Source organism: Spirulina sp. 06S082 (genome assembly GCF_034932145.1).
GTDB lineage: Bacteria > Cyanobacteriota > Cyanobacteriia > Cyanobacteriales > Spirulinaceae > CCY15215.
Genome location: NZ_JAYGHV010000407.1, coordinates 1 through 16,424 on the forward strand (window position 1 = coordinate 1; position 16,424 = coordinate 16,424).

16 protein-coding genes are annotated in these 16,424 nt (G+C 43.9%); 10 read left to right on the plus strand and 6 right to left on the minus strand.

The genetic code is table 11. From position 1 onward, the window contains the following. Positions 1–2,090, minus strand: a 2,090-nt coding sequence (gene glgB, locus VB714_RS24630; RefSeq protein WP_323227604.1) for a 1,4-alpha-glucan branching enzyme, incomplete at its 3' end; no start/stop codon positions are given. 355 nt (positions 2,091–2,445) lie between these two features. Here glgB and VB714_RS24635 point away from each other — a divergent pair. Then, positions 2,446–2,958: an FHA domain-containing protein gene (locus VB714_RS24635; RefSeq protein WP_323227606.1), complete on the plus strand. Its 513-nt coding sequence runs from the start codon at positions 2,446–2,448 to the stop codon at positions 2,956–2,958. Positions 2,959–2,998: 40 nt separating this feature from the next. On the opposite strand, the gene VB714_RS24640 is transcribed toward VB714_RS24635, so the two are convergent. Then, positions 2,999–6,238 carry a pentapeptide repeat-containing protein gene (locus VB714_RS24640; protein WP_323227607.1) on the minus strand — a complete coding sequence of 1,080 codons (3,240 nt, stop codon included), beginning with the start codon at positions 6,236–6,238 and terminating at the stop codon, positions 2,999–3,001. A gap of 27 nt (positions 6,239–6,265) precedes the next feature. Between VB714_RS24640 and VB714_RS24645 the strand changes: the two genes are divergently transcribed. From VB714_RS24645 to VB714_RS24655, 3 genes are all read left to right on the plus strand, one after another. Further along, positions 6,266–6,469 carry a hypothetical protein gene (locus VB714_RS24645; RefSeq protein ID WP_323227608.1) on the plus strand — a complete coding sequence of 68 codons (204 nt, stop codon included), beginning with the start codon at positions 6,266–6,268 and terminating at the stop codon, positions 6,467–6,469. A gap of 182 nt (positions 6,470–6,651) precedes the next feature. Further along, positions 6,652–7,701, plus strand: coding sequence for a circadian clock protein LdpA (gene ldpA / locus VB714_RS24650; RefSeq protein WP_323227610.1), 1,050 nt, complete (start codon positions 6,652–6,654; stop codon positions 7,699–7,701). Positions 7,702–7,767: 66 nt separating this feature from the next. Continuing rightward, positions 7,768–9,606: a R3H domain-containing nucleic acid-binding protein gene (locus VB714_RS24655; RefSeq protein ID WP_323227612.1), complete on the plus strand. Its 1,839-nt coding sequence runs from the start codon at positions 7,768–7,770 to the stop codon at positions 9,604–9,606. Between the two features lie 66 nt (positions 9,607–9,672). On the opposite strand, the gene VB714_RS24660 is transcribed toward VB714_RS24655, so the two are convergent. Continuing rightward, positions 9,673–9,879: a hypothetical protein gene (locus tag VB714_RS24660; RefSeq protein ID WP_323227613.1), complete on the minus strand. Its 207-nt coding sequence runs from the start codon at positions 9,877–9,879 to the stop codon at positions 9,673–9,675. A 145-nt stretch (positions 9,880–10,024) separates the two neighbouring features. Further along, positions 10,025–10,171, minus strand: coding sequence for a hypothetical protein (locus tag VB714_RS24665; RefSeq protein WP_323227614.1), 147 nt, complete (start codon positions 10,169–10,171; stop codon positions 10,025–10,027). Between the two features lie 24 nt (positions 10,172–10,195). On the opposite strand from VB714_RS24665, the gene VB714_RS24670 reads away from it, so the two are divergent. The 6 genes from VB714_RS24670 to VB714_RS24695 all read left to right on the plus strand — a co-directional run bounded on the left by VB714_RS24670 (position 10,196) and on the right by VB714_RS24695 (position 14,465). Continuing rightward, positions 10,196–11,377, plus strand: a complete 1,182-nt coding sequence (locus VB714_RS24670; RefSeq protein WP_323227615.1) for an AAA family ATPase — start codon at positions 10,196–10,198, stop codon at positions 11,375–11,377. Continuing rightward, positions 11,377–11,946 carry a DUF4276 family protein gene (locus tag VB714_RS24675; RefSeq protein ID WP_323227617.1) on the plus strand — a complete coding sequence of 190 codons (570 nt, stop codon included), beginning with the start codon at positions 11,377–11,379 and terminating at the stop codon, positions 11,944–11,946. The genes VB714_RS24670 and VB714_RS24675 overlap by 1 nt, the downstream gene beginning before the upstream one ends. Positions 11,947–12,419: 473 nt before the next feature. Continuing rightward, complete coding sequence (locus VB714_RS24680) at positions 12,420–12,662, plus strand: hypothetical protein (RefSeq protein WP_323227618.1); 243 nt, start codon at positions 12,420–12,422, stop codon at positions 12,660–12,662. 188 nt (positions 12,663–12,850) lie between these two features. Then, a complete protein-coding gene (locus VB714_RS24685; protein WP_204105859.1) occupies positions 12,851–13,195 on the plus strand; it encodes a hypothetical protein in 345 nt (114 codons plus the stop codon). 204 nt (positions 13,196–13,399) lie between these two features. Then, positions 13,400–13,858 (plus strand): Panacea domain-containing protein, encoded by a 459-nt coding sequence (locus VB714_RS24690; RefSeq protein WP_204105858.1) that lies wholly within the window; start codon positions 13,400–13,402, stop codon positions 13,856–13,858. Next, entirely contained in the window at positions 13,851–14,465 is a 615-nt protein-coding gene (locus VB714_RS24695) for a hypothetical protein (RefSeq protein WP_323227620.1), read from the plus strand. The genes VB714_RS24690 and VB714_RS24695 overlap by 8 nt, the downstream gene beginning before the upstream one ends. 80 nt (positions 14,466–14,545) lie before the next feature. On the opposite strand, the gene VB714_RS24700 is transcribed toward VB714_RS24695, so the two are convergent. Both VB714_RS24700 and VB714_RS24705 read right to left on the minus strand, forming a co-directional pair. Then, the gene (locus tag VB714_RS24700) at positions 14,546–15,160 is read right to left on the minus strand and encodes a Uma2 family endonuclease (protein WP_323227622.1); all 615 of its coding nucleotides are present in this window, start codon (positions 15,158–15,160) and stop codon (positions 14,546–14,548) included. 100 nt (positions 15,161–15,260) lie between these two features. After that, positions 15,261–16,250 (minus strand): ABC transporter ATP-binding protein, encoded by a 990-nt coding sequence (locus tag VB714_RS24705; protein WP_204105852.1) that lies wholly within the window; start codon positions 16,248–16,250, stop codon positions 15,261–15,263. Positions 16,251–16,424 lie beyond the last annotated feature (174 nt).

Sequence of the window (16,424 nt, forward strand, 5' to 3'; positions counted from 1 at the left end):
CCTTCCTCGTAAACACCAATGCGGTAATGGCTGTGAGGTTGCGGCGTAAAATTACAGACACAAAGGAGATAATCTTCAGGATCGTTACTGCGACGAAGGAAAGAAACCACACTATGACGACTATCGCTGCAATCTACCCATTCAAAGCCCTCTTGTTCGTAATCCTTCTGATATAATGCCGGCTGACTCTTATATATTCCATTCACATCGCTAAAGAACTGCTTCAGCTTCTTGTGATTGTCATATTCCAACAAATGCCAGTCTAGATCCCCCCAAATATTCCACTCATCCCACTGACCGAACTCCATGCTCATAAACATTGTTTTCTTACCAGGGTGAGCGAACATATAAGCAAACAAAGCTCGGACATTAGCAAACTTTTGCCACTCATCCCCCGGCATCTTACCAAGGGTACTGCTCTTACAGTGGACGACTTCATCGTGAGATAACGCTAACATATAGTTCTCACTATGATTATACCACATACTAAAAGTGATATTATTCTGATGGAACTGGCGGAACCAGGGATCCATGTTGAAATAATCCAACATATCGTGCATCCACCCCATATTCCATTTCAGATTAAAGCCCAAACCCCCCACATAAGTCGGCCAAGATACCATCGGCCAGTCCGTTGACTCTTCCGCGATGGAAAGAATACCAGGATAATAGCTGTAGAGAACGCTATTGACCTGACAAATGAAATCTCGAGCCTCGAGGTGTTCGTGGCCGCCGTATTTATTCGCCGTCCATTCCCCATCTTTACGCAAATAATTCCGATAGAGCATCGAGGCCACCGCATCTACCCGTATGCCATCGATGTGATATTTATCAAACCAAAAGAGAGCATTCGCGACAAGGAAATTGCGAACTTCATTGCGTCCGTAATTAAAAACTAATGTCCCCCATTCCTTATGTTCCCCAATGCGAGAATCTTCATATTCGTAAAGGTGAGTCCCATCAAAAAATGCCAATCCGTGACGGTCTTTGGGGAAGTGACCCGGAACCCAATCCACCAATACCCCAATGCCGTTTTTATGGCACTCGTCCACAAAATACATGAAGTCTTCGGGAGACCCATAACGGGAGGTGGGGGCAAAATATCCCGCTACCTGATAACCCCAGGACCCATCGTAGGGATGTTCCGCAACGGGAAGTAATTCAATGTGAGTATAGCCCAACTCTTTCACGTAAGGAATGAGACGTTGAGCGAGTTCGTAATAAGTCAGGTATCGCGCTCCTTCCTTTTGTTCGTTCGCTTGAATGGAAGGACCTTCACCCTGAAGATATTGAGCGGGATGGTCCATTGCTTCGTGCATCCAAGACCCTAAATGAATTTCATAGACAGAAATCGGTTGGTTGAGGGTATCGGCATTGCGGCGCTTTTCCATCCAGTCTGCATCGGTCCACTGATAAGTCTCTAAATCGGCGACAATGGAAGCCGTATTTGGTCTGACTTCTTGCCAAAACCCATAGGGATCGCTTTTTTCATAGATATGTCCGTCCCAGTTTTTGATTTCATATTTGTAATGTTCGCCAACTTTGATCTCGGGAATGAATAAGTCCCAGGTTCCGCCATCGAGTTTCCGCATTTGATGGTGGCGACCGTCCCAACTGTTAAAGTCCCCTAAAACCGAAACGTTACGAGCATTCGGAGCCCAGACAGCAAAATAAACTCCTTTAATGCCATTTTGCTCCATGGGATGAGCGCCCATTTTTTCGTAAATGCGGTGATTATTGCCTTCACCAAAGAGATGTAGGTCTAAACTGCTCAAGACGGGAGATTTAAAGGCATAAGGGTCATAAACAACGCGATCGCGTCCTCCTTCGCGAATGCGGAGTTGGTAATGATCCAGGGTTTCCCCGTCAATCTTGCACTCGAAAAAGTTGGGGTGATGAACCGACTGCATGAGGTATTCTTGGCGATCGTCGGGACAAATAACCCAGGCTTTTTCGGCATTGGGGAGATAGGCGCGAACGACCCAACTCTGAACTTTTCCGTTTTGTTCGAGGGGATGGGGTCCGAGAACTTCAAAGGGGTCGTGATGCTGATTCCAAACGATTTTGTTAACTTGTTCTGGGGCAATCATGTTGGCTTCTATAATAAGGGCTGTTTATCTTAGAGGAGTAGGTTTGGTCGAGAACGCCGTTTGTTTCGATGTTTATTAATATATTGTAATATTTCGCCATTTGCGAAATATTCTCCAATTTTGATGGGTTGAGGAAAGATGGAGGCGATCGCGCTCCTGTTTCTCTAGGGACAAAATTTAGGGGGTGTTTGGGGATATATGGATAGGGGATAGGCGCGATCGCCCAATATTGATTCAAGGGTTGTATTTTTCCTCTTGACACCTCACCCCCGAACGGTTGCTTCAATGCTAGGCTTTAAAAGGGTGTGTATCATCTTGCCAGCCCATTGTTCAGTTACATTTCTGGGGAACTTCGGTGATCGTCATAACCTTGTTGCATCCTAGTAAATCAGCCCCGGTTCAAAGTTGGGTATTCGAGTCCGAAGCGGAGCTTACCCTCGGACGTGGCAGCCAAAACGATGTTGTCTTATACAGTGCTGTGGTCTCTCGCCGCCATGCTAAATTACAACAGATCGGATCGCAGCAGGGCAATGCGATCGCGGAACCGCAACTATCCCATGATGATAGTGCCTCTTGGGAAATTGTTAATTTTGGGGCTAATGGCACTTATGTTGACGGGAAGGTTCTGGCGAAGGAGCAAGAAACGATTCCCGTATATGATGGTACGATCGTTCGTCTCGGGGAAACCGGTCCGAAAATTCGCATTCGTCTCGGTGCTGTCGATCCCAGTACCCTTGGCAAAGTTGTCAGACGGCGATCGTCACTCTCTCCCAATCTCGAATTCCCTCGTGAGCAAAAAGCTCGCAGTACTTTTTTAAGGGCAAAATCTGACCCCGCCCCCCCCGATTCGACCACAAATATCGATTAAACTCAGAACAATTCCGGTCTCGATCGTTGAATTTAAAAATTTAAAGCGCGATCGTTTCATCATCATTTGCGCCATCCAATAAATCGTCGAGCATGGATAAGTCTACCACGGGTGCTTCGGGTTCTTGGATAGTATCGTCATTACTGTTAGCTGTCGGAGGATAATCTCCCGCAATCACCGTATCATCCTCGCTACCGATGTTCATCAAGGATTTTTCTGGAGCTGCTAAGGTATTATCTTCGTTGCCAACATAGGGAACTTTGGGTTGAGGATCGGCAAGGGTAGGGGCATGGGGACTCATGCCAATATCTGCTGCTCTCGGTTCATTCCATTCACTGGGGAGCAAGGGTTGTCCTTCTGCACTTTCTATTTTCACCTCTGCATCCGAGTTAGCGAGTTCGGGATATCCCATTTCATTCGCTAATAATTCCGAGGTGAGGGTTTGACTATAATCGTGAAATTCTTGCCGAGAAAAGAAGGCTTGATTTTCTTTGGCTTGTTGGCTTTGCACTTTGTCTAGTTCAACTCCAGATAAGCAGGCTTTATGTAAATTTGTTCCGGCTAAATTGGCACCTTTTAAATTAGCACCGGAGAGATCGGCCTCTTCTAAGTTTGCTTGACTTAAATTGCAATGGGAGAGATTAGCATCGGCTAAAGTGGCGCGAGAAAGGTTTGCCCCCGAGAGGTTTGCTCTGGTTAAATTGGCACGACTGAGATCTGCCAAGGTTAGATTGGCTTGGGATAGGTTTACCTCACACAATACAGCACCGCTTAAATAGGCCCCGATCAATTGCCCTCCGCGCAAATTTCCCCGCGTCCAAAAGTAGTTGGGGGATAAGGCTTCAATGCGAACGATCGCCCGCCAGAGGCGATCGGCTTCAAAGGTTTCGGGATAGTCGGGTTTGCCGCAAGGATAAAAGGGAAGGGAAATGCGCTGGGCGATCGCCCGTAGGAGTAGAAAAACATTCAATCCCACCGCCGCATCAATTTGATTGACATTGAGGGGATTTGCTACGGTTTGCAAGCGCTCTCGGGTTTGTTGGGGTAGTCCTTCATCCAGCCAACGTCCCTGACAAAAAGACTGATAGAAGAGATACAGGCGATCGAAAAGTAAGGAAAACGAGAAATCCCGTCGATGTTGTTTTTGCTCCCGAAACAGGCATTCAATGATCAGGGTTTCAATCGATCGCGATAGGACTCCATAACCCAACCAAGTATAAAGATGTTCCGCGATCGCTTGAGGAGAATCTAAGAGTGGGGTTTCTTCACCGTAGCGATCGTATTGTTTTTGCGTCAACATTCTGAGGAGTTTGGCCAGGGCTGAAGCTGTCAAATAGTCTCCTACACTATCATGGGAAAAAGTAATCGCCGATTGAGATTCATTCAAACTAAAAAATAAAGGATGAAGGCTGGAAAAGAGAGAATAAATATCAAGTTCTGGTTCTTCTGGTTCGTTTTTCTCTTTGACAATTGATAAGGCTCGATTGCCTGTTTGTAGGAGTTTAAGCGCCAATTCTTCTAATAAGTTTAGGTTGAAGGCTAAGGGTTGAAGGTTGAAGGCTGATGACTGAATTTCCCGGCTCTCTTCTGTTTCCTGATAGCGGGTGGCGGCTAATAGCCCTTCATACATTTCAAAACGGGCGCGAGGGAGCTTTTTCTCGAATAGATCCGCCGACAAGTTGCCATCGCGATGCAATAAACCGAGTAGGAAAAGAGTGAGGGGAGAATGAACGAGTTTAGCATTCTCTAACATTTCCGGTCGTTGGTGAAAGAGACCTTTTTCCTTTAAACAGCGAAAATAACGATAGGAGATGCTTTGGGATTGTAATTTTGACCACTGTTTAAACCATTGTTTGAGGGCTTCGCGCTCGAAAGGGGCGATGCGAATGCGTTGCAAGTGGCTCTGTAAGGGAAAAAGATTGCCGAGGCGATCGCTGCGAATGGTGTCTTCTAAAACCATTGAGGAGGTAGCCAGAATGATTTTGTGGCGAATGGGTTCTTGTCCGTGTAAAACTCGCAGGTGAAAAGTGAGGAGTTGTTCGAGAAAGGCGCGAACTTGCCAAATGCGGCGGGGCGATCGCGGCAGTTTGTCTAATCCATCTAAAATTAACAAACAAGGGGGTGCATTGGGGGATAACCAGCCATCCCATGCCTGAAAACGTCCGAGGTGGAAAGCACTATCGAGGGTTTCCCATAACGTGCGCCCCAAGCGGGCAAACTGTAGGGGGACGATAACCGGCAACCAATTGGGATACACCTCCCGCGCTAACTTTGCTGCCCAGATTCGACAGAAGCTGGTTTTGCCGCCTCCTGTGGGGCTTTCGATAACGGCAATGGTTTGGCGATCGCTCAGTTGGGCATTGGCCCAAGTTTCTAAATCAAGGCTTGTTTCTTCTTGTGAGGATACCCCTTCTCGAACAACGATGCCTTGCAAGGGAACATAAATATCGGGAAGAGAAAATAATTCTCCAAACAGAGGCTCATTTAAAGTAGTTGAGAGTTGCGCTCGATAATATTCCCTTTGGGCATCAATTTTATTGGGCTTGGGGGCGACTTCATCGGCATTACCGCGACCATTTTTTTCATGACTGACTTGGCGAGGGCGACTCAAACCCACAAAAGCATGAAGTGGAGACAAAACGGCGGCATTTTCCGCCACAACCATGAGGAGATGCCCCGGCAAACTGCGGGTTAAACGATGAATTAAGAAGGCAACTTCGCGATCGCTGGCTCCATTGACGAGAAACCACGCCCCGCAAACGCGATTCATTTGTTTGACCAGAAAAGATTCAGCGAGGGTTGAAAGTGCTTGTTCTGCCTGAGATTCGCTCAATTTTCCTGGGCGCAGAGTTTTCAGCAGTCCTTGTAGGGTGGGATCGCTTAAGGGTGCGTTGGCGGTTTCCCCAAGGGAAATTTTAGCGCGCTGCAACCAAGCGCGGTTGGCACGAGATTCTTGCTCAAGCAGGACTTCTAAGGCATTGAGATAAGCGACTTGAAATGCCAGCCAAGTCGCTTCCGATCGCTTGAGGGGCTTTTTCTGTTGTAGAAGGTGCAGCAATTCGATCGTCAGACGGGCGATAGGACGTGCTGTAAGCAAACTTCCCAGCAAAGGGAGTTCTAACACATCTGCCAAAGAACAGAGGGCAAAAGGATTTAAACTCTTGACTTCCATATCTCGGGCGATGCGAAATGCTACGGCAGCAATGCTGACTCCCGAGGAGAGGAGTTGTTCGAGAGGGATTTGGCGATCGGCTAGCCACTGCCGCAGGCTCAAGGTCATGGGGTGTTGACGGATGAAGGATGAGGGATGAAGGATGAATTTCCTTCCTTTTTATCTTATCTGACTGCATCCCGATCGCTGATAACTAACTACTCTACTCTATTCTCTTTCTCTGTTCTGCGATCGCCTTCAATTTTTTTGGGTTTGGGGGAATTTGGGTTTGGGGGAATTTGGGTTTGGGGGAATTTGGGTTTGGAGACCAAACCCCTACGGATTGTGTTATATTTGTAACATTGTTGAATTTGGCTTTTTTCAGAATATGAAATTTAACCCGATCGCCTTGCCCCAATCTTATACTGGATAAAGTGTTTTCTAGGAAAAGTCTCTCTAGATATGGGGTGTAGAGAAAAACACAGAAATTTTTCTTCTCATTTTTCTCGTAATTTTTGCAGATGAGGATTTAGCATAGAGGGGTGATTGAACTGTACTCTCCCTTGGATTCCTTAAAGTCGGGTCGCTGGTTTAAACTGATCTGTGGAGCCAGTTTCCAACATCTCCCGGCAATACGCTCTCTCGCTTTAGCCTATACCTTAGCGGGAGTCGATTGCGTTGACGTTGCAGCCGATCCAGCCGTAATTGAAGCGGCCAAAGAAGGATTTGCGATCGCCAGGCAAATTGCCGATGCTGCAAATCAAGGGAATAGACCTTGGTTGATGGTCAGTCTTAATGATGGAGAAGATCCTCACTTCCGCAAAGCAGAATTTGATGCTACTCAATGTCCGTCAGACTGTCCCGCACCCTGCGAGAAAGTTTGTCCCACCGACGCGATCGCCTTCTCGGAAATGGTGTCGGGGGTTATTGATGCGCGCTGCTATGGTTGCGGTCGCTGTTTGTCGGCCTGTCCTGAAAATTTGATTTTCGCAAGGTCCCGAGTTTCCACTCCTGAAACCATTCTCCCGTTGATTTTGCAACCCGAAATTGATGCCCTTGAAATTCACACTCAAGCGGGCAATTTCCGGCATTTTCAGCGACTGTGGAAGGAGATCGCCCCTAGGAGCGATCGCTTAAAATTGCTGGCTATTAGCTGCCCCGACAGCCCCGATCTCCTCGATTATCTTGCCTCCTTATACGAGTTAATTTCCCCCTTATCTTGTCCCTTAGTTTGGCAAACCGATGGTCGTCCCATGAGCGGCGATCTGGGGAAAAGTACAACTTATCCGGCGATCGCACTGGCCCAAAAAGTCCTAAATTCTGGGCTTCCAGGCTATATCCAACTCGCAGGAGGAACGAATCAACATACAGTGTCCGTGTTGAAAAAAAAGGGGCTATTGGGTCGAGTTGCGGGTGTCGCTTATGGCAGTTACTCTCGCAAACAACTCACTCCCCTTCTCGATCGCCTAGAAGCGCAAAGTCTTGCTGACGGGAACAAACCCTATCTTGAATGCTATCCCGATTTACTTTGGCAAACAGTCGCCCTAGCACGCGAATCGATCTCCCAAATCAAACCTTCATTAAGCAGTTAAACAGTCAAAAGTGAAGGGAAATTTCCCGCCAACTCTTTCTTTTCCCGTTAATTTTCTCCCTTTGTTATGGCAAATTTCAATAGCAATACTCCCGACGGAAACGAACGCGATCGCACTTTAAGCAAAACAAATTTATTATCATCTTCAGCGCCTGCTGTGTCCAAATTAAACTCCCCCCATCACAACCCTAAAACCAGAACGGAAATCACAGACGATCTCGATCGCCTTCTCGATATTCTCCCAGTTAAGATTCGCACGGCTTTAGAGGGTCATCCCAACAAAGATAAAGCGATCGAAGTTGTTTTAGATTTGGGACGCTTACCCGAAGTCCGCTTTTTCGACGATGCAGAATATTTGAGCCAAGACCCGATTACAAAAGAAGATTTACAGCATAGCATCGAACGGGTGGGGCATTTTAGCGGCGATAATCGAGCGGGAATTGAACGGACTTTGCACCGCATTAGCGCCATTCGCAACCGTCAAGGCACGATTATCGGGCTAACTTGTCGCGTGGGACGGGCGGTATTTGGGACGATTGGACTGATCCGCGATCTCGTGGAAACCGGGCAATCTATTTTGTTGCTGGGTCGTCCTGGGGTCGGGAAAACGACGGCTTTGCGGGAAATTACCCGGATCATCGCCGATGAGTTGAAAAAACGGGTGGTGATTATCGATACCTCCAACGAAATTGCCGGGGATGGGGATATTCCTCACCCGGCGATCGGTCGCGCCCGTCGGATGCAGGTGGCAAAACCAGAATTACAGCATCAGGTGATGATCGAAGCGGTGGAAAACCACACCCCTGAAGTGATTATTATTGATGAGATCGGTACGGAATTAGAGGCATTAGCGGCGCGTACCATTGCCGAAAGGGGGGTTCAATTAGTGGGAACTGCTCACGGTAATCAAATCGAAAATTTGATTAAGAATCCCACTTTAGCCGATTTAATTGGCGGCATTCAAGCCGTTACCTTGGGGGATGATGAAGCGCGGCGCAGGGGGTCCCAGAAGACGGTTTTAGAGCGTAAAGCCCCTCCTACCTTTGAAATTGCCGTGGAGATGCAGGAGCGCTATCGTTGGGTGGTACATCCCGATGTGGCCGATACCGTCGATCGCCTGTTACGAGGACGGGAACCCATGCCGGAAGAGCGAACTTTTGACGAAAGTGGGGAACTTAAAATCGTACAAAATGACCCTCCTCTCTATTTGGTGAATTCTAGCCAGAAAAATGCTCGCGAGCCTTCGCAGCCGAGGGGATGGCGGGCTTCCGGGCAAATGCGCGCCTTACCCAGTTTAGACCCCAAACAATCCGAATCGGACTTTGAAGAGATGCTGGCTCGCTCTTGGCCGCCGGAAAATTGGCAAGAGAAAGTGCGGGTTCCAGGTCCTAATGGGGAAGATTTGCCCTTGTATGTTTATCCTTACGGTATCGGGCGATCGCAGTTGGAACAGGCGATCGATGTACTGAAGTTACCCGTAATGCTAACTAAGGATATGAATAGCGCTGATGTGGTTTTGGCCTTGCGATCGCAGATTAAAAACCATTCTAAGTTACGGCAGATTAGTAAAGCGCGACAAATTCCCATTCATCCGGTGAAATCCAATACTATCCCTCAAATTAGCAAAGCCTTGCGTCGTGCCTTGGGGATGGAGGATTTAAGTAGTTCCGATGCGGTGGATCTGCGGTTGTTTAGTTTTAATGGTAGCGATGATGAACTCGAAGCGCTAGAAGAGGCACGGTTAGCGGTGGAAAATATCGTTATTCCCAAAGGACAACCGGTAGAATTACTACCGCGATCGCCCAAAGTTCGCAAAATGCAGCACGAATTGGTGGAACATTATCGCCTCCAATCTGATAGTTTTGGGGAAGAACCCAATCGCAGATTGCGGATTTATCCGGCATGATTTTAAATGTAGGGATGTTAAATTTAACGTCCCTACACCAATTTAATTCTAGCACGATGGGAGGAATTAATAGGAACTAAAATCACCTAAAAATTTTCCTGTAACTTCTTTGGCTTGTTGAATACCTCGCCTCACTGAGGCTAGAGCTTCTTCATTTTTCCACAACCACAACTCATGTTCTGGAATGTCACGGTCTATATCAATTGCCCGGCCATCATGCTTTTGATCGTTAATATCAATATTAAGAAGATCAATTAGTTCTTTCGCTTCCATTTAGAACCCTCCTTGGGGTTTTCTGGGTCACTCTATTTAGAAAGTTTTTCCTATGATTATATCGCATTTACGGTACAAAACAGCGTTCCAATATAGTTATTGTGCAATATTCTCTGGCGATCGCGTTATTCCTGTTCTCCCCGATCTAGAATTGACTCTCACTGGCGATCGGGTTTTTAGCGGGTTGAAAATGGTCTAAAAGCTGACTAAATGCGATCGCCAACACCTTGAGGATAAGAAATAGCAAAACATAAACAATAATAACATAAAATTCAACTAATGACAAACTCACTCAGTAGCTAATAAAGTTGTAAACATGAAAATCGTCTCTATAAAAATCAAAAACTATCGGGTCTTTGAATCTTTAGAAATAAAGAATATCCCGGGTTTTTGCGTCATTATTGGAGCTAATGGTACGGGTAAATCAACCCTATTTGATATTTTTAGCTTTCTCCGCGATGCGCTAAAAAACAACATTCGTCAAGCCTTGCAAGTTCGCGGTGGATTTAACGAAGTTATTACTAGAGGAAAAGAAAAAGAAAATATTGAAATAGAACTCAAATTCCGTATGGAAATCTTGGACATCGAACGTCTAGTCACCTATAAACTCATTGTTGGGCAAGAAAAAAGACGACCTATTATTAAACGAGAAATATTACGCTACAAACGCGGTGAATATGGTTCCCCTTATCATTTTCTTGATTTCCAAAAAGGTAAAGGATATGCCATTACCAATGAAGAGGACTTTAAAAGCGATGAAGAATTAGAGAAAGAAGAACAAAGCCTTGAATCGAGTGATATTTTAGCAATTAAAGGTTTGGGGCAATTTCAACGCTTTAAAGCAGCAAATGCTTTTCGTTCCCTGATTGAAAATTGGCACATTTCTGACTTTCATATTAGTAATGCTAGAGGCAGTAAAGACGCACTCTATGCCGAACATCTTTCCCCCACTGGAGATAATATAGCAATAGTTGCCCAGTATATCTATCAAGAACACCCCGAAATATTTAAGCAGGTTATCAAACGAATGCAAGAACGAATCCCCGGTATTTCTAAAGTAGAAGCAAAAAATACTGAGGACGGTAGACTAATTCTAAAGTTTCAAGATCGAGCCTTTAAAGACCCATTTATCGATCGCTATGTCTCTGATGGTACAATGAAAATGTTTGCCTATTTAATATTACTTTTTGATCCAAAACCTCATCCTTTATTATGTGTTGAAGAACCCGAAAATCAACTTTATCCAACTCTCCTAATAGAACTTGCTGAGGAATTTTCCAGCTATGCTTCTAGAGGTGGTCAAGTATTTGTTTCGACCCATTCTCCGGATTTTCTTAATGCTGTACCATTAGAAAGTATTTTCTGGCTCAAAAAAGAACAGGGTATTACAACTATTGCTAAAGCAAGTGAGCATGAAATGCTGAGAAATCTAGTCCAAGCAGGAGATTTACCCGGCTACCTTTGGAGTCAAGGCTGGTTTGAAGGAGTTGCTCCCTAATGAGTTATAATCTAATTTTTTTACTAGAAGAACCTTCCATGAAAAATATTTTAGATCGGCTCTTACCTCAAATTATTCCTGATGAAATTACCCATATTTGTATCTCCCATCAAGGCAAACAAGATTTGTTTCGTTCGATCCCTAAGAAAATCAAAGCCTTTCAAAATAGTCCTGATACAAAATTTATTATCGTCCACGATCAAGATTCCCATGATTGTAAACAACTAAAATCTGAACTTTTAAAACTTTGTCAAGATGCAGGACAACCTACAACCCTAATTCGTATTATTTGCCATGAACTAGAATCTTGGTTTCTCGGCGATCTTGCTGCTGTTGAAAAAGCCTATCAACTTCAACCTCTCAGTCTCAGTAAAAAACAAAACAAGAGCAAATTTCGTAACCCCGATCGCCTTAACTCTGCTAAACAAGAGCTAAAAAAATTAGTTGGGGAATACTATGCAGGCATACACTCTAAAAAAATTGCGCCCTATCTATCTCTAACTAATAATACATCCCACAGTTTTCAAGTATTTATCAACAGTATGAAAAATCTTGTAGACCAGAAATGAGAATTTCAGCCCACGTCGCTTTCACATATCATTCAGAGTAATTAAGTCACTATAAAATTATTTTTAATACTACATTTCAACCCCAAACCCGACGCATATTTAAGCAAAAATCCGGTAAAACTTCCTCACTCGATAACTCCGTCGGAGTATTTTAGTCTTAATACCTCAGCAACAGCCAGCATTATTTCAGGACGATCGCGTTATTCCTGTTCTCTCCGATCTAGAATTGACTCTCACTGGCGATCGGGTTTTTAGCGGGTTGAAAATAGTCTAATGGACGCGAAGACTCAATGGTATAATTGTGATGTGGGCTGTAGCCAGTCTAATTCTATTTAGCGATTGTATTGGTGATAATTATCTCAATAAAGGGTTTATCTAGCATTTGCTTGACAACACACATATTATAATGTTAGACTGCGGGGGTTGAGAAGTAGCCTTAGTTTACAATCTTATATTTTGTAAGGAGATTTGTTATGGATGATGTAAAAGTCGCTGGAGCTATTACGGGAGGAGCGGCTAGCCTAGTAGGAGCAGGTTCAGTTACAATAGCAACCATAACTGCACCCGCACCAGGGATTTTAGGTGTGATTGGGTTAACAACTACCACCACTGTGGCTTTACCCGTTGCAGGAGTTGTAGCTGCTGCTGGATTAGTCGGTTTTGGTATTTATAAAGGAGTTCAATTTGCCAAAAACCAATCCCAACCATCTAAGTAATTAAAACGTCTTGTGCTGCTTTTCCACAACTCTTAATTTTCAATATTCCAGACAGTTTTTCTGAAGAGGCTACAAGGCTTACAAAGCAATGATTATTGTGAACGCTGATCTATTTATAGATTAGCGTTCGGGTTTGCTTTGATTAAAATATCTCAATTTAGTATTTTTTACCTAGGAGTGTTTAAAAGGTGGATCAAATTGTAGATAAAATTGCAGCATTAGGAGTACCTGGTCTAGTCCTTCTAGTCGCTATGGCTGTTACAGGTTGGGCTGGCGCGGCAGCAATTACAGCAGCATTGGCTATGCTTGGTGGTCCTTTTGGAATGCTGGGAGGAATTGCTGTACTTGGACTTTTGGGATTAATATCTAAGGGATTAGCCGAATATGGATTTGAAAAAGTTTTTCGGGCCGTTGTAGATGAACTTCGCAAGAAAGGTAAGTCTAAATCAGACATTGAAAGGGAAGTTGCTTCATATCCTATTTCACGAGATCTAAAGTTAAAAATCAAAGATTATCTTCATGAGCTTGATTAGATTTAGTTAAGAAATAACCCCAGAAAGAGCCATTGTCTACCTCAAACCAACAATAAAGAAAAACACCAGTGAAAACGCTATAGTATTGGTATTAGATCGAAAGTGCTTGACAATAGCTGTTGAAGAAAGTTAAAATGTACTTGCCGTCTAATACATAGTTATGGGCTAAAATGTCTTGCAGGAATAACATAAGAGATAAAAAATATGATTTCAGATAACTTGGATAGGGTTCAAAGAACAATCATTAATATTCATCGAATGCTATTTGATGAAAGTCCTTCACCAATGAAATTGCAAAAATTGTGCTACTACGCTCAAAGTTATGCTTTGGCTGAAGGAAATCAATTGTTTGATGAAGATTTTCAAGCGTGGCAACATGGACCTGTTATACGTGGTTTATATGATAGGTATAGAAAATATGAGTGGCGTCAAATCAGCGAAGATATAGGTCAATCAGATGCTTCAATACTTGAATTTATTACTGATATTGTAAGTGCATACGGTAGGTATGATGGCGCTGCATTAAGCACTATGACGCATCGAGAAAGCCCTTGGTTAGATGCTCGCGAGGATTTAGATGAATCTCAAGGAAGCACTGCAATAATTTCCAAGGAATCAATGCGTGAATTCTTCGCTGCAAAATTACGGGTTGCTAATGTCTAATAGATTCGCCAAAATTGCTGAACAAGATGCAAAGGCAGTTAGTAGTGAAAAATTAAAGGTGTCTTTTGAATATATAGACTGGGAAACAGAAGAATTCTTTTTTCATGGACTAGAGCCTAAATATTATGAGAAGTTTTTCGAGTGTATCACTCAGATTCAACAATCTGTAGAAAAAGATATAGTACAACAAACGCACCCTTCCCTAACACCTAAGTCGATATTCAATAAAAATGGAACAAAAAATGAATTTTCTATAAGTGTTGTTGAAAAAGTGGCTGATAAATTATTTTTAGAAACAAGAGATAGAAACTCCGCAAAAAGTGAAGCAGAATCTATAACGATAAAGAGAGCATTTGAGGTCAGAGTTACTAAATCATACGGGAGAATACATGGATTTATTTGGAACAATATATTTCACGTTGTGTGGGTCGATCCAGCACATAATCTTTATCCAAAAAACGAATATGGCGTTCGCAAGCAACAGGATTATGCCACAGTTAAATCATTCTCTGGTGATGAGGTTATAAGGCTTAAAGATGAACTAAAAGCATTACAAGAAAAATATGATGAGTTATTTGCTATATGGGCTTCAAGTGATAACGTATAACAAGGCACTGTACTTAGACGGCAATTACACAATAGAGAAAACACCACCACCGCGATCGCCACCCATCTACAATCTCTATTTCAACCCCAAACCCGACGCAAATTTAACACAAAACCCGGTAAAATCTCTTCACCTGATAACTCAGTCGGATTTGATAATATTTCTACTTCCGAACCCAGTCGATAAACCTCTACTTTTCTCTTTTTCGGATCGATTAACCAGCCTAAAACAGCGCCATTTTCCATATATTCTCGCATTTTTTCTTGTAGAGATTTCAGCGTATCGGAAACAGAACGCAACTCCACTACAAAATCAGGGCAAATATTAGCAAAAGTTCCCTTTTGTTCCAGATTTAGTGCATCCCAACGTTCCTGACTCACCCAAGAAGCATCAGGGGAACGAATGGCACCATTGGGTAAAGTAAATCCAGTTGATGATTCAAAAGCCTCTCCCGGTTCTTCTGAATTTCGCCACCAGAGATATAATTCTCCGGAAATACTCCAATTCCGTTTTCCCGTTTCCCAACCTGTCGGTGGATTCACAATTAACTCTCCTCCTGCGGTTCTTTCTAGTCGCAACTCTCGATTGCTGGCAGCTAAAGCAGTAAACTGTTCTTGGGTAACATTGAGTTTAAGAGTTTTGGGGTACTCGAGCAATAATGTTTCGGTTTCTAGTTGAGTCGGTGTTTGTACCATCTTGACCTCTCAGATTGTCGAGATTAATGGGGAATTCTCTATCTATTTCCTTCAACTATTCTAGCCGATCGCCAGCATGAAAATTTGGCGATCGCAATCTTTAAATTTCGGGAAAATGACAAGCAACAAAGCGATCGCTTTCTTTTGATTGCAATAAAGGCATGGTTTGATGGCATTGTTTGGCTTCTTTAAAACAGCGTCCGTAGAAGCGACAAACATGGGGATCGGGGTCAATGGGACTTCTCGGTTCTCCTTTAAGATTAACAGCAGAATGGCGAGAATTAGGGTGCGGAATGGCAGCAATGAGGGCTTTGGTATAAGGATGCAAAGGTTGGCGAAAAAGAGCGTTTGTGTTGCCCATTTCGACAATTTTACCTAAATACATGACCACAACACGATCGCATAATAAACGCACTACATTGAGGTCGTGAGAAACGAAAAGATAACTCATTCCCAATGTTTCCCGCAAGTCTGCCAAGAGACGCAAAATAATGGCTTGTACGGAAACATCTAAAGCAGATGTGGGTTCATCGAGGATTAAAAGTTTGGGGTTGAGGGCGATCGCGCGGGCAATTCCTACTCTCGCTTTTTGTCCGCCGGAAATTTGGTGAGGGAAGCGAGTGAGAAGCGTTTGAGATAAACCGACGCGATCGGCAAGTTCTTCAACGCGATTTTGCAGGCGATCGCTTTGGGAAATATTGCCTAAGCGCTTGAGAGGTTCTGCTATACTATCAAAGGCGGTAAAGCGCGGATTTAAGCTGTCGTGGGGGTCTTGAAAGACTAATTGAATTTGCGATCGCATTCCATGACGGGCAGCTTTTTGAGCGGGAATGCGGGCAATATTTTCCCCTGCAAACCAAATTTCTCCTTCTGTCGGGTCAATTAAGCGAGTAATGAGACGCACGAGGGTTGATTTACCGCATCCCGATTCTCCCACAAGTCCCAAACTTTCCCCGGATGCCAGAGAAAAACTCACATTATCCACTGCATGAAGTAAATGTGAGGGCGGTTTCTTCCCAAACCCATTAAAAACACGATTTTGTGTGGGAAAAAACTTCTTTAAATTGTTAACTTCCAGAATATTATTCATAGTGGATAGTGGATAGTTGATAGTTGATAGTTGATAGTTGATAGTTGATAGTTGATAAATTTTCCCCTACTCCCTACTACATCCTGTTACCTTCAAAAATGATTATGACAAGCAACTTGATGATTATTTCCGACTAATTTTCGTTCTAGGGGAACTGTATCGCATTGAGAAGAA

Excerpts from the sequence above, each read along its gene's own strand:
- VB714_RS24660 (WP_323227613.1), bottom strand. The coding sequence starts at position 9,879 with ATGGAAGCGAAAGAACTAATTGATCTTCTTAATATTGATATTAACGAT.
- VB714_RS24645 (WP_323227608.1), top strand. The coding sequence starts at position 6,266 with ATGAAGGATGAATTTCCTTCCTTTTTATCTTATCTGACTGCATCCCGA.
- VB714_RS24670 (WP_323227615.1), top strand. The coding sequence starts at position 10,196 with ATGAAAATCGTCTCTATAAAAATCAAAAACTATCGGGTCTTTGAATCT.
- VB714_RS24680 (WP_323227618.1), top strand. The coding sequence starts at position 12,420 with ATGGATGATGTAAAAGTCGCTGGAGCTATTACGGGAGGAGCGGCTAGC.
- VB714_RS24675 (WP_323227617.1), top strand. The coding sequence starts at position 11,377 with ATGAGTTATAATCTAATTTTTTTACTAGAAGAACCTTCCATGAAAAAT.
- VB714_RS24690 (WP_204105858.1), top strand. The coding sequence starts at position 13,400 with ATGATTTCAGATAACTTGGATAGGGTTCAAAGAACAATCATTAATATT.
- VB714_RS24700 (WP_323227622.1), bottom strand. The coding sequence starts at position 15,160 with ATGGTACAAACACCGACTCAACTAGAAACCGAAACATTATTGCTCGAG.
- VB714_RS24640 (WP_323227607.1), bottom strand. The coding sequence starts at position 6,238 with ATGACCTTGAGCCTGCGGCAGTGGCTAGCCGATCGCCAAATCCCTCTC.
- VB714_RS24695 (WP_323227620.1), top strand. The coding sequence starts at position 13,851 with ATGTCTAATAGATTCGCCAAAATTGCTGAACAAGATGCAAAGGCAGTT.
- VB714_RS24705 (WP_204105852.1), bottom strand. The coding sequence starts at position 16,250 with ATGAATAATATTCTGGAAGTTAACAATTTAAAGAAGTTTTTTCCCACA.
- VB714_RS24655 (WP_323227612.1), top strand. The coding sequence starts at position 7,768 with ATGGCAAATTTCAATAGCAATACTCCCGACGGAAACGAACGCGATCGC.